Genomic DNA, 13,015 nt, shown 5'->3' with positions numbered 1-13,015 from the left:
ATATTCCACCGGGCCTTTTCATAACGCAGATACGTGGGCCTGCCCTTAGCGCGGGGCAAGCACCATGATCATCTGGCGGTTTTCAAGCTTGGGCATATGCTCAACCTTGGCGATCTCATCCATTTCCGCGCGGATACGCTCCAGAACCTTTACACCCAGATCCTGATGCGCCATTTCACGGCCACGGAAGCGAAGGGTCACCTTCACCTTGTCGCCTTCGCCAATGAAGGTCTTCATTGCGCGCATCTTCACCTGATAATCATTTTCGTCAATGTTCGGGCGAACCTTGACTTCCTTGATTTCGATGACTTTCTGCTTCTTGCGCGCTTCGTTACGCTTTTTCTGCTGTTCGTACTTGAACTTCCCGTAGTCAAGGACCTTCGCCACGGGCGGCTCGGCGTTCGGACTGATTTCCAGAAGATCAAGGCCAACGGAATAGGCGCGGGCCAGCGCATCACGCGTGGACATGATGCCCAGCATCTCGCCTTCTTCGTCGATCAGACGGACCTGCGGTACGCGGATCTCTTCATTGACACGGGGGCCCTCTCGATTTGGCGGAGTGGGCATCGGGGGTCTGGCTATGGTCAGCTCCTGTAACTGTTTCATTCAAACGGCAGATAAGGCCATCCCCGATACCAACGCATTCATGGCCGGGACCATGGCAGATGCGCAGGCAAGGCATGACCTTACATTATGGAAAGATATGTGACGCAAAGACACGCCACAGATCAAGTACTGTCTTGTCCCGTACCCGCGAAAACAGCCATGCAATTGCGGCACGGAACCAGGCGGTCAGCCGCGTTCCCTGCGGATATCGGGTGGCAGGGCTTCATATGCAAGGGCCGACACCGCTTCTTCCAGAGGCAGCACCTCCTGCGCCTTGCCACCAAGGCGGCGCAGGGCGACGGTGTTTTCCTCCGCTTCCTTGCGGCCCACCACCAGAATCACCGGAACACGCGCCAGACTGTGTTCGCGAATCTTGGCATTGATCTTTTCGTTCCGCAGGTCGGCTTCCACCACCAGCCCCGCCTTGCGCAGGCTGTCGGTCACATGTTGGGCATAATCCGCCGCATCGGTCACGATGGACGCCACCACCACCTGCACCGGCGCCAGCCACAGCGGGAAACGGCCCGCATGCTGTTCGATCAGGATACCAAGGAATCGCTCGAACGAACCCAGGATCGCCCGGTGCAGCATGACCGGACGGTGCCGTGCGCTGTCTTCCCCCACATAGGACGCATCCAGCCGTTCGGGCAGCACGTAATCGACCTGCAGCGTGCCGCACTGCCAGTCACGGCCGATGGCGTCACGCAGCACGAATTCCAGCTTCGGACCATAGAACGCGCCCTCGCCCGGGTTGTGTTCATAGGTCACGCCCGCCATGTCGCAGGCAACCTTCAGCGCATTTTCCGCACGGTCCCATGTCGCGTCGTCACCGGCGCGCTGTTCGGGACGGTCAGCGAATTTCACGCGGAAATGCTCGAATCCAAGATCCTGGTACACATCGGCCAGCATGCGCACGAACCGCGCGGTTTCATCGGCGATCTGGTCTTCGGTGCAGAAGATATGCGCATCATCCTGCGTGAAACCACGCACGCGCATGATGCCATGCAGCGCGCCCGATGGCTCGTACCGGTGACACGCCCCGAATTCTGCCATACGCAGCGGCAGTTCACGATAGGACCGCAGGCCATGGCGGAAGATCTGCACATGGCACGGGCAGTTCATCGGCTTCAGGGCGAGGGTCTTGTCCTCATCCTCGACGGTGGCGATGAACATGTGTTCGCGGTATTTGTCCCAGTGCCCGGACGCTTCCCACAGGCCGCGGTCAACAAGCTGCGGGGTGCGCACTTCCTGATAGCCATTCGTATTCTGCGCGCGGCGCATGTAGTCCTGCAGCACCGAATACAGCCGCCAGCCCTTGGGGTGCCAGAATATCTGGCCCACGGCTTCTTCCTGAATGTGGAACAGGTCCATCTCGCGCCCGATGCGGCGGTGGTCGCGCCGTTCGGCTTCCTCCAGCTGGTGCAGGTGCGCCTCGAGTTCCTTGCGGTCACGCCATGCCGTGCCATAGATCCGGGTCAGCATGGGGTTGCGGTGATCCCCCCGCCAGTAGGCGCCGGCGACCTTCATCAGCTTGAAGGCATTGCCCACATCCGCCGTGCCCCGCAGATGCGGCCCACGGCACAGGTCCAGCCACTCACCCTGACGGTAGATGGAGATTTCCTCATCTTCAGGCAGATCACGGATCAGTTCGGCCTTGAAGCGCTCGCCCCTGTCCTCAAAAAACTGGATGGCTTTCTCACGCGGCCACGTCTCGCGCACGAACGGTTCGTTCGCGGCCACGATTTCGCCCATCCGCTTTTCAATCGCGGCGAAATCATCGGGCGTGAACGGCTCGTTGCGATAGAAATCGTAATAGAACCCGTTTTCGATCGACGGGCCGATCGTGACCTGGGTTCCGGGAAACAGCGACTGCACGGCTTCCGCCAGCACATGGGCCGCGTCATGGCGGATCATTTCCAGCGCCTCGGGGTCCTTGCGCGTCACAAAGCGGACCTTGGCGTCATGGTCGATCTCGCGACCGATATCCATAAGCTTGCCGTCCACTTCCATGGCAAGGGCGGCACGGGCCAGACCGGCCCCGATGGACTGCGCCACGGTCGTGCCCGTCACTGCCCCGTCAAAGCGGCGAACGGATCCGTCAGGCAGGGTTATGGCAGGCATGGTTTCATTGCTCCGGTAAGAAGATGTTCCGCTGTAATGGCGTCAGGCGAGCGTCGCCGCAACCCTGTCAACGCGCAGAGTTGCCAGATCACGCACATAAATGACCCGCACCTGCCCCGCATGCTGGCCCACGGGCGCAGTCAGCGCGGGGTTGCTGTCGGCCGAAAACAGCACGGTGCAGGGCACGCCCAAGGCGGCGGCAAGATGCATGGGGCCGGTATCATTTCCCACGGCGCAGGCCGCGCGCGCCATCACGCCGCCCAGTTCCAGCAGCGATGTCCGCCCCGTCAGGTCCACCGCATCGGGACAGGCCGTGCGGATGGTGGCGGCAAGCGGTCCTTCCGCCCTGCTGCCCACGATCACGGGCCGCATTCCGCGTGCGTGCATGCGCTGCGCAAGGACCGCATACCGTTCCACCGGCCAGCGCTTGGCCGGACGATGCGCCGCCGCCCCCGGCACCAGCACGCCATAGGGCGCGGACAGGACAGGGCCGCCCCGCGCCAGCCACGACAGGTCGGGCACCGGCAGGCTGTCGAGTCCCGCATGCCGCAACTGGTCGCGCTGGCGTGCGCGGGTATGCATGACGCGCCGTTGCGGGTTGTCATGGACCGCCTGCGCGCCGCGCCCGATTCCTGACCACGCCTTCATGCCCGACAGGTGGAAATACCGCGTGCTGCGTCCTGATGTCTGCAGGTCATAGACAAAATCATAGGATCGCAGCAGCCGACGCAGCGCCATGACCGCGCGCAGGTCATGCCATGGCGGCCTGCGGTCAACATGCACATGGTCGAACCACGGCGCATGCCGCGCAAGGTCGATAAAAGGCGCCTGCGTCAGCAGGTCCACCCGGTCATGCGCATGATGGGTGCGGATGGCCGCGAACGGCGCGAAGGACTGGACAAAATCGCCCAGCGCGCCCAGCCGGATCACCAGGATACGAGCCATGGGGTCAGGGTGCCTCGGGGTCGGTTTCAAGAAGCGACAGGTCCTGCCGCGCAAGGTCCGCCTCATCCGAATCCGGGGACAGCGTCACCACGTCCTGCCAGTCGGCGCGTGCCTGCGCCATCTGTCCCTCGCGCTGGTACAGGATGCCACGTTCCAGCAGGGCGGCCCCATTGCGGGGCATGTCCTTCAGGGCGGCGTTGATGTCGGTCATGGCCTGCTCGATCCGTCCCATCCTGCGCCATGCGGTGGCGCGCGCGATCAGCGCCTCATCACGTTCCACCGGAACGGATGGCAGCGGCGTCAGGGTGTCTATCGCGCGCTGTGGCTGGTCCAGTTCAACCGCGACCCGGGCATAGACCAACCGCAGCGGCACGTCCCCCGGCTCCAGCGTCAGGCCATAGGTCGCGCTGTCGAATGCCTGCCTGGGGCTGTCGTCGGCCTGCCATGCCCGCGCCGCCTGTTCAGCCACGGTGGCGCGGCGACGCAGGGACTGCGCGGTATCGACCGCACCGGACCCGGACACGGCCGTATCCCCCGTGGGCCAGCCCGGCACATGCGCCAGGCGATCCAGCGATACCGCCGCCGTCGCCACATCCCCCAGTTCCATACGCGCGAGGGCTTCGCATTGTTGCGCCTCCAGCCCGCCACCATGGGCCAGCCAGTCCTGGGCATAATCCCGCGCGCCATCGGGGTCATCGGACAGGGTGGCGGTGCAACGGGCGAAACTCCATGCGTCATGCGATGCATCCGAGTATCCCTGTCCGGGGAGGGGCGATGGCGATGGGGCTGCCTGCTGCACCGTCTCCGCCGCCCGTGCGCGACCGCAGGCAGAATCGCCCACCGGCAGTGCACAGACCCCCACCATCATCGCCCCCGCGACGGTCAGGACCCGACACCCCGCCCGCATCCGCCCCATGGGCCGGGCCAGGGCAATGGGGAAACGTCCGGGACATCCGTCCGGCTGGGGCAACCGGGAAACAGGCAGGCACGCAGAGACTCTCATTACCGCATTCGTCGTCCCGCCCGCCAAGAAGGTCAAGAGTCTGGAACCCATTCATTCCCTACCCGTGCAGTTCCGGAATGATCGTGGTATGGGGAAATGCGATGCAAACCGTTACCGACCGACCTGTTATCCTGCAGGCCCTGCCAGCCCTCGAATCCGGCGGGATCGAACATGGCACGCTGGAAATGGCGCAGGCCATCGTGCAGGCCGGTGGCACCGCCATCGTGGCCAGTGCGGGCGGGCGGCTGGTCCCACGCCTGAAATATATCGGGGCCATTCCGGTCGAGATGGACCTGAAGGCCAAGAACCCCCTGTCCATCATGCGCAATGCAACCCGCCTGCGCCATGTCATCCGCGATTACGGCGTCAACCTTGTCCATGCGCGTTCACGTGCCCCCGCCTGGGCCGCCCATCTTGCATGCAGGCGGCTGAAGGTGCCGCTGGTCACCACATGGCACGGCGTGCATGCCGCCAACCTGCCGGGCAAGCGGCGGTACAACAGCGTGCTGGCATCGGGCAACCGGGTCATCGCCATAAGCCGCTACATCGAAAACCGCCTGCGCGAGGAATACAAGGTGGGCGATGACCGCCTGCGCCTGATCCCGCGCGGGGCGGACATGACCCGCTTTGATCCGCAGGGCGTGCGCGGCAACCGGGTACAGAACCTGATCAACCTGTGGGACATACCCGACGGCGCCACCGTCATCATGCTGCCGGCACGGGTGACGCCGTGGAAAGGGCATGCACTGCTGATCGAGGCACTGGCGCGCATGAACGACATGGCCGGCCCGGATGGGGAGTGGGTCTGCATTTTCGTGGGCGAGGCGAATGAGAAGCAGGGGCGCGACCTCGTGGAACTGGCGACACGCAGGGGAATCGCCGCACGCCTGCGCTTTGCCGGGCATTGCGCGGACATGCCCGCCGCCATGATGCTGGCGGACATGGTGATTGTCCCGTCGCTACGGCCTGAACCCTTTGGTCGCGTGGTGGTGGAAGCACAGGCCATGGGCCGCCCCGTGATCGTGGCGGCCCATGGCGCCGCACTGGAAACGGTGAACGATGGCATGACCGGTTTCGCCTTCCCCCCCAACGACGCCCAGGCACTGGCGGCATGCATGCACCATGTCGCTACCATGACGGCGGAAGAACGGCTGGCCCTGGCGTGGCATGCGCGCGAGAATGTGCGCGAGCATTATTCAACACAGGCGATGCAGTACGCGACGCTGGCTGTATATGATGAACTTCTGCATACGCAGATGGCGAATACTTTCTACCATAACGCCATGACGGACGTTATCTGGGACGAAGAACACCTGCCGCAGGCGGGATGAAAACGCGCGGGCGGCAATTGTGCCATATCAGGTGCAGGACAGCTTTGATCTGTCTCATGGTGGTCCCAAAACCCTGATCGAGCGTCCAGTATTCGGCATGGGCCTTATGCAGGGGGTGGTTTTGCAGTCGACAAGGCGCGCGAAATTCTTCACCCATTGCGCATTCTTCTTTCTGGCGGACGGGGATGACCCGCGGCCCGCCGTTTCAACGCGAACACTTCGGGACTGCACCACATGAACCAGATTTCCCCCGTCCAGACAGACACGACGCCCGAACCCCAGCCCCATCACCCCGACCTGCGCCGGGTGAACGCCAACCCGGATTTCTGGTATCCGGTCGCGTGGTCGTCGGACCTGCGCAAGGGCAAGACGCTGGCGGTCAGCTATGCTGGCACGCCCATCGTGCTGGTCCGCCCCGAAGATGGCAGCGTCTTCGCGCTGTATGACCGCTGCCCCCACCGTCAGGTTCCGCTGAGCAAGGGAACCGTTAACGGCCAGACCGTGCGCTGCTGCTATCATGGCTGGGCCTTTGGCCGGTCGGGCCGCTGCATCGACGTGCCCTACCTTGGCAAGGGCAAGCTGCCCAACGGCGTGCGCACCTTCCCCGTGCGTGAGGCAGGCGGCCTGATCTTCGTCTTCCCCGGCAATCCGGAAAAGGCCGACAGCACGCCTTTCCCCAAGCTGGCCCAGACGGACAACCCCAAATACAAGACCAAGAATTTCAGCCCGCGGGTGAACTGCCACTACACCTTCATGCATGAGAACCTGATGGACATGAACCACCAGTTCCTGCACCGCCGCCAGATGGGCCAGATCAAGGCCCGCTTCCTGGGGCAGGACAAGGGTGAGAACTTCATCGAGGCACGTTACAGCTTCATGCGCTGCGCCGGTCAGCAGCCGCTGGCCGAACGCCTGATCTTCGGCAAGCACAAGGATCTGCAGGGCAAGGAACAGCCCGTCGAGGAAGTGGTGACCATCCGTACGGAATACCCGTACCAGACCCTGCGCATCACCGACAAGGACGGTGACCTGATCATGGACCTGTGGACCGCCTACGTGCCGGTGGACAAGGATGAACGCATCACCCAGTCCTTTGGCCTGCTGTCCATCCTGCGCCCGCAGACGCCGTTCCTGATCGACATGATCTGGCCCGCGCTGGGCTGGTTTACCAACCGCATCTTCCTTGAAGACAAGGATATCGTGGAACTGGAACAGGCCGCGTGGAACGAGGTGGGCTACGACCGCAACGTGGAAATCTTCCCCGTGGTCAAGGCACTGCGTGAACTGCTGATCCGCAGTGGCATTCCGCAGGACATGCCGCCCGCGACCACCGCGCAGCAGCCCGCCAGCCCGGCAACACCTGCCTGACATCTTCCTCCTGCCCGCCATCCCCATGGGTGGCGGGCCTCCCCCCCTTCCGCGCGAAACCACCACCATGACCGACCGGCCAGATACCCCCCGCCTGACCGACAGGGCCGAGGCCGCGCGCCAGCAGCGTCTGGCCCGTGAAGCCGAGGCGCTGCGTGCCAACCTGCGCCGGCGCAAGCAGCAGAGCCGCGCACGCACGGCCCCGCCCGCCGACCCCACGCCTGACAGCAGCGACATATCCAGCAACGAAGCGTGATTGCCGGTTGCGGTCGGGCGGCCACTTCGTTAGTGGTCGCGCAGCAGCCGACGGGTTTTCCGTCCACGCGCCACCGATGCCGAAGGAAGGGACAACATGCCAATAATGCCTGACACGTGGATTCGTCGCATGGCCACGGACCACGGCATGATCGAACCCTTCGTGGAAAAACAGAACCGCGAGGGCGTGATTTCCTTCGGGCTGTCATCGTACGGGTATGACGCACGCGTGGCCGACGAATTCAAGATTTTCACCGACGTGGACAACGCGGTGGTCGATCCCAAGAACTTTGCCGAAAACAGCTTTGTCACCCGCCGGGGCGACTGCTGCACCATTCCGCCACACAGCTTCGTGCTGGCGCATACGGTCGAATACTTCCGCATCCCGCGCGACACGCTGGTGGTCTGCCTGGGCAAGTCCACCTATGCGCGTTGCGGCATCATCGTGAACGTGACCCCGCTGGAACCGGAATGGGAAGGCCAGGTCACGATCGAGATCAGCAACACGACCCCGCTGCCCGCGCGGATCTACGCCAATGAAGGGATCTGCCAGTTCCTGTTCTTCCAGGGCGCATCCCCGTGTGAAACCAGCTACGCCGACCGCAAGGGCAAATACATGGGGCAGGTTGGCGTCGCCCCGCCGCGCATGTAAGGGCAGGAACCGCAAGTCATGGACCGTTTCATCATTCACGGCGGCCACCCGCTGCGTGGGGACATCGTGATCGGGGGGGCGAAGAACTCCGCCCTCAAGCTGCTGGTGGCGGGACTGCTGACCTCCGAACGGCTGGTGCTGGATAACGTGCCGCGCATTGCCGACATCCGCACCATGCGCAGGCTGCTGGAACAGCATGGCCTGACGGTGGAAGATGTCAGCGGCGATGGCGGCACGCTGGCGGTCGGTGGCGAGATCACCAATACCGAAGCGCCCTACAACATCGTCTCCAAGATGCGGGCGTCAATCCTTGTGCTCGGCCCGCTGCTGGCGCGCTGTGGTGAAGCCCGCGTGTCGCTGCCCGGTGGCTGCGCCATCGGCACCCGCCCGGTTGACCTGCACCTCAAGGCGCTGGAAACGCTGGGGGCGAAGATCACGCTGGAAAATGGCTACATCCATGCCGAAGCCCCCCATGGCCTGAAGGGGGAGCGGGTGATCCTGCCGTTCGCCTCGGTTGGGGCGACCGAAAACCTGCTGATGGCCGCAACCCTGGCCAAGGGGCGCACCGAGATCGTCAACGCCGCGCGTGAGCCCGAAATCGGGGATCTTGTCGGCTGCCTCAACGCCATGGGTGCGCGCATTACCGGCATCGGCACGGGCAAGCTGGTGATTGACGGGGTGGAGGGACTGCATGGCGCGCAGTACCGCGTCATGCCCGACCGGATCGAATGCGGTACCTATGCCTGCGCTGCCGCCATTACGGGTGGCGAGCTGCGGCTGGTGGGCGGGCAGGTCGAACACCTTGGCGCCGTCGTACGCGCGCTGGAGGAAGCGGGCGTGGAGATGGTGCAGGAAGACGGGGCGGTACGCGTGCAGCGCACCGGTGCGCTGCGCGGGGTCGATATCATGACCGAACCCTATCCCGGTTTCCCCACCGACATGCAGGCGCAGTTCATGGCGCTGCTGTCGGTGGCCGAAGGGGCATCGATGGTGACGGAGACCATTTTCGAAAACCGCTTCATGCATGTCCCCGAACTCAACCGCATGGGTGCGCGCATCAACGTGCACGGATCGTCCGCCATCATCCGGGGCGTGCATTCGCTGTCCGGCGCGCCGGTCATGGCGACGGACCTGCGGGCGTCGTTCTCACTCATCCTCGCAGGGCTTGCCGCCCATGGGGAGACGATCCTGAGCCGCGTCTACCACCTGGACCGTGGCTACGAGGCGGTGGAGCGCAAGCTGGCGCAGTGCGGCGCGCATATCGAGCGCGTTTCGGACTAGGGCTCCGGGGGCCCTGCCACGGCAGGAACCCGATGCGCATACCCTGCCATTACGACAGGGTATGCCCGCTCCCCTTCCACGACGAGCCTGCTGGCTCAGTGACCGATATCGAAGGGGACCGATATGGACCCGAAGGCCCCGAGTCCCGGCTGCGTGAAATACAGCGCGGTCTTGCCATCGGATGCATAACCATTGAAATAGTTGATCGAATGGCTGTTCAGCAGATTGGTGATGTTAAGCTTGAACTTGACATGGTTCATCGGCCCAATCACACGGCCGGTCGTATAGCCCAATGACAGGTCAAGGGAATTGAAGGGCGTCATGCCCTGCGTATTGGAACTGTCGCCAAACCGGCTGCCAACCCACTTGTCGATCAGGGACGCGTAGAAGTTCCTGTTATTGTAAATGATGCCCCCTGCAGCCGTTGCGTCCGGCGCGTTGGGCACCCAGCTATTATCTGAATTGAGACGCGCCTGATTGTAGCTGGCATTAGCAAAAAGCGAGATGCCTTTTGCCAGATAGACCGTACCCTGTACCTCTGCACCATAATACCGCACGGACCCCATATTGTAATACTGCGTATTCTGGCCGATCAGGCGTGAGCCGATCATGTTACTGAAATCAATATAGTAGAAGTCGCCTCCCACGCTTAACCGGCGGCTCTGGTAGGATGTGCCGATCTGGTAGTTCCAGGTCCGCTCTGCCGAGACCTGGTTATCGGCAGGGTTGCCAACATAGAAATACGTCAGGCTTGGCGCAAGGAAACCACGTGCAACCTGAATGTAGGACGACCATTTGGGCGTGATCATGTAATGCAGATTGAAAGATGGCAATGGTGCCGTATAGGTCTGTGAATAATTCATCGGTTTCTTGGTGGTCTGATTGACCGTAGCCTCCAGATCGCGCTCAAACGACGCATACTTGAAACCGGCCGAGAAAGTCAGTGCCTTGGTAATATGTACATCCGCCTGGATAAAAGGCTGTATGGACAGATTCTGGTCATGCATCTGACGGGTAATGGCCTTGGCGCTATTGGGCGCGGGCCTGCCATCCAATGTCCAGTCCAGATTGTACTGTATGCGCCCGTTGCTCTGATGATCCACCCAGACACCGGACTGGAAGTCTACAATCGAAACCTTCTTCTTCAGTTTCAGCACATTGCCCCATGCCCGATAATCCATCTTCATGCGGGTGCCAGGCACGTCCGTTGCGGAATAGACAGTCCCGTTGGCAGTCGTTCCATTGACGTCCTTGCCTGAATCACCAGGTTGATGGAAATAGGCGAAAGTGTAGGCCTTGTCCTCGATTGTCCAGCCTGATCCCAGATCTGAATTGATGCCGATATATTCCAGATCCGTCTGGACGGCATCACGGTTGTAGCCTTCATAATTCTGGTTTGTCGGGTCATTGCTCAGTCCGAATTCCGGCCCGTATTTGGCAATCTGTGCCCGCGTGGCGCCAGGTGGCGCATGCTGGTCAATGTGGTTGTACATGCCCGAAACCGTCAGGGTGGTATGCTCCCCCAAAGGCTGGATATACTTGATCATGTAGTTTGAACGACGCTGGGCGGCATAATTTACGTAACCGCCGCTGGTTGTCCCTTCCACATCGGCAAACAGGCGGCCACCATGAGTCCCCTTGATCTCGCCGGTATCAAATTCCGCGCCGTAATTATAGGTGTTCCAGCTACCGGCGCTTGCATAAGCTTCTGCGCCCATTTTCTTTTTGGGATCTTTGGAATTGATCCCAATCCGACCACCAAATGTGGCAAACCCCACGGTCGTGGCATCGCCTGGTCCTGCGTCGACTTCTACCTGACCCAGATCATGCGCGGCATAATAGGAAGTACTGTGATGGGTATTGTCATTGGTCTGGGCAATGGGAATACCATCGAATGTCACGTCATACTGCCCATCGGAAAAGCCGCGCATGACCAGATTGGCGCTTTCGGACAGGCCGGGGCCATTGGGTGAAATGGACATGACGCTGGGCGCAATGGCGGCCACCGTATCGTAATTGGATGTCGCAGGCAGGTTATTTTCAATATAATGCTTACTCATTACAAAAGTAGGCTGTGTAACCGTAAGCGGTGTATTTGTGGGAGATTGGTATGTGGCAGACTGTATGCGGTCCCCCCGCACCAGCATTTCCTCGCTACGGGAAACCTGCTTTTGGTCCCTGTCGTCCGCTACCTGTTTATTGGTGGTGGCCGTGCGAGAGGCCACCTGTTTTTTATGCGTGCCACTGCCAGTTGCTGCATCGGGTGACGCGGCATGAGCATATCCCGCCACAGACAGAGCAGTAAAAGACAGCATAGTATACTTTGCTGTCTTAAATTTTTTTGCAAAGTTACGCATATTACCACGACTGTTTTATGTCAATGTATTTCCGGAATGTGTTTTATTTTGATTTGTGATTTTTTTAAATAGTTGTTTTTTGAACATTTCATGTAGCTTATGTTTCATTTTTATTAATTTTTTCAGGGCTGATTTTATTTTTTAATTCTCTGCATTATGCATGCCCTATATTCTGGAACTGAGCCAAACAGGACATATAAACCTGCAATTCCATTGCAGTTCCGGGTTTCAACTTCTCTCGACAATTATCAAGACATGAAATTGATGATGGCCCGCATTTGCTTCCGTCCCGTTTTATCACTGTTTTTTCTTTTCCTCGGCGCTACTCCGGCAGCATGCCATGCCGCAAAGGCCAGCACGGCCACGGACATGACAGCCATGCCTGTTTTCGTACCACCTCCCCCACCGCCTGGTTCGGAAATGGACCACAGCGACAGGGTCATATTTGACACCACGCGAAAGCTGAAGGGCACGGAGCGCTGGGTCCTGGCCGCGCATGACAGCAACCTTACGGTACCAGTATTGCTGGAAGACTTTTCTTGCGCTGCCGGGTTCCGGCTTGATGCGGAGCGCGCACCGCATCTGGCAGCCCTGCTGGAGCGGATGAAAGACTTCATCAAGCCCACTGTCTCGGCTGAGAAGAAATACTGGCACCGGAGCCGGCCTTTTGTGCAAATGCCAGACGCACCACTCTGCCTTGCCCGCCCGCCGGGTGAAAAACCCAGTTTTGCCTATCCATCGGGGCATACGACCGATGGATGGGCAACAGCCCTGCTGCTTGCACGGTTGTTGCCGGATCGTGCGGCCAGCATCATGGAACGGGGGCGCATTTTTGGTGAAAGCCGTGTCGTGTGCGGCGTACACTGGGCAACTGACGTATGGGCAGGTTACATGAACGGGGCCACGCTGTTCAGCCTCTTCGCCACGGCACCGGACGTGACCCCGCTATTCGGGGCCGCACAGGCGGATATAGCCGCACTGCAAAAAGCACCAGCCGCGCCGAACCCTGCCGCATGCCGTGCCGAGCACGATGCCGCCATGTTCTCACCACTCACACAGGTACCTTAGATATCTGAGCAAAGAAAACTGCCCTTCC

General features: G+C 61.1%; 11 protein-coding genes. 6 read left to right on the top strand and 5 right to left on the bottom strand.

Annotation, left to right across the window (positions count from 1 at the left end; translation table 11 throughout):
* Positions 1-45: 45 nt before the first annotated feature.
* The 4 genes from infC to HNO79_RS12770 form a co-directional block, all read right to left on the bottom strand.
* Positions 46-567 carry a translation initiation factor IF-3 gene (gene infC, locus HNO79_RS12785; RefSeq protein WP_010514802.1) on the bottom strand — a complete coding sequence of 174 codons (522 nt, stop codon included), beginning with the start codon at positions 565-567 and terminating at the stop codon, positions 46-48.
* A gap of 225 nt (positions 568-792) precedes the next feature.
* Positions 793-2,727, bottom strand: coding sequence for a threonine--tRNA ligase (thrS, locus tag HNO79_RS12780; RefSeq protein ID WP_010514799.1), 1,935 nt, complete (start codon positions 2,725-2,727; stop codon positions 793-795).
* A gap of 42 nt (positions 2,728-2,769) precedes the next feature.
* Positions 2,770-3,672, bottom strand: a complete 903-nt coding sequence (locus tag HNO79_RS12775; protein ID WP_214165416.1) for a glycosyltransferase family 9 protein — start codon at positions 3,670-3,672, stop codon at positions 2,770-2,772.
* 4 nt (positions 3,673-3,676) lie between these two features.
* Positions 3,677-4,675 (bottom strand): tetratricopeptide repeat protein, encoded by a 999-nt coding sequence (locus HNO79_RS12770; protein ID WP_244987538.1) that lies wholly within the window; start codon positions 4,673-4,675, stop codon positions 3,677-3,679.
* A gap of 101 nt (positions 4,676-4,776) precedes the next feature.
* On the opposite strand from HNO79_RS12770, the gene HNO79_RS12765 reads away from it, so the two are divergent.
* The 5 genes from HNO79_RS12765 (at position 4,777) to murA (ending at position 9,562) form a co-directional block, all read left to right on the top strand.
* Positions 4,777-6,006, top strand: a complete 1,230-nt coding sequence (locus HNO79_RS12765; RefSeq protein ID WP_214165415.1) for a glycosyltransferase family 4 protein — start codon at positions 4,777-4,779, stop codon at positions 6,004-6,006.
* Between the two features lie 234 nt (positions 6,007-6,240).
* Positions 6,241-7,374, top strand: coding sequence for an aromatic ring-hydroxylating oxygenase subunit alpha (locus tag HNO79_RS12760; protein WP_010514795.1), 1,134 nt, complete (start codon positions 6,241-6,243; stop codon positions 7,372-7,374).
* A 67-nt stretch (positions 7,375-7,441) separates the two neighbouring features.
* Positions 7,442-7,630 carry a hypothetical protein gene (locus HNO79_RS12755; protein WP_048856296.1) on the top strand — a complete coding sequence of 63 codons (189 nt, stop codon included), beginning with the start codon at positions 7,442-7,444 and terminating at the stop codon, positions 7,628-7,630.
* A gap of 96 nt (positions 7,631-7,726) precedes the next feature.
* Positions 7,727-8,281, top strand: coding sequence for a dCTP deaminase (dcd, locus tag HNO79_RS12750; RefSeq protein WP_010514792.1), 555 nt, complete (start codon positions 7,727-7,729; stop codon positions 8,279-8,281).
* Between the two features lie 18 nt (positions 8,282-8,299).
* Positions 8,300-9,562: a UDP-N-acetylglucosamine 1-carboxyvinyltransferase gene (murA, locus tag HNO79_RS12745; RefSeq protein ID WP_010514791.1), complete on the top strand. Its 1,263-nt coding sequence runs from the start codon at positions 8,300-8,302 to the stop codon at positions 9,560-9,562.
* Positions 9,563-9,657: 95 nt separating this feature from the next.
* On the opposite strand, the gene HNO79_RS12740 is transcribed toward murA, so the two are convergent.
* Complete coding sequence (locus HNO79_RS12740) at positions 9,658-11,709, bottom strand: TonB-dependent receptor (protein WP_275954913.1); 2,052 nt, start codon at positions 11,707-11,709, stop codon at positions 9,658-9,660.
* Positions 11,710-12,297: 588 nt separating this feature from the next.
* Between HNO79_RS12740 and HNO79_RS12735 the strand changes: the two genes are divergently transcribed.
* Complete coding sequence (locus tag HNO79_RS12735) at positions 12,298-12,987, top strand: acid phosphatase (protein WP_214165413.1); 690 nt, start codon at positions 12,298-12,300, stop codon at positions 12,985-12,987.
* Positions 12,988-13,015 lie beyond the last annotated feature (28 nt).

It is taken from the genome of Komagataeibacter oboediens, from assembly GCF_018491655.1.
Classification (GTDB): Bacteria; Pseudomonadota; Alphaproteobacteria; order Acetobacterales; family Acetobacteraceae; genus Komagataeibacter; species Komagataeibacter oboediens.
This window is presented reverse-complemented; position numbering and strand designations above follow the sequence as displayed.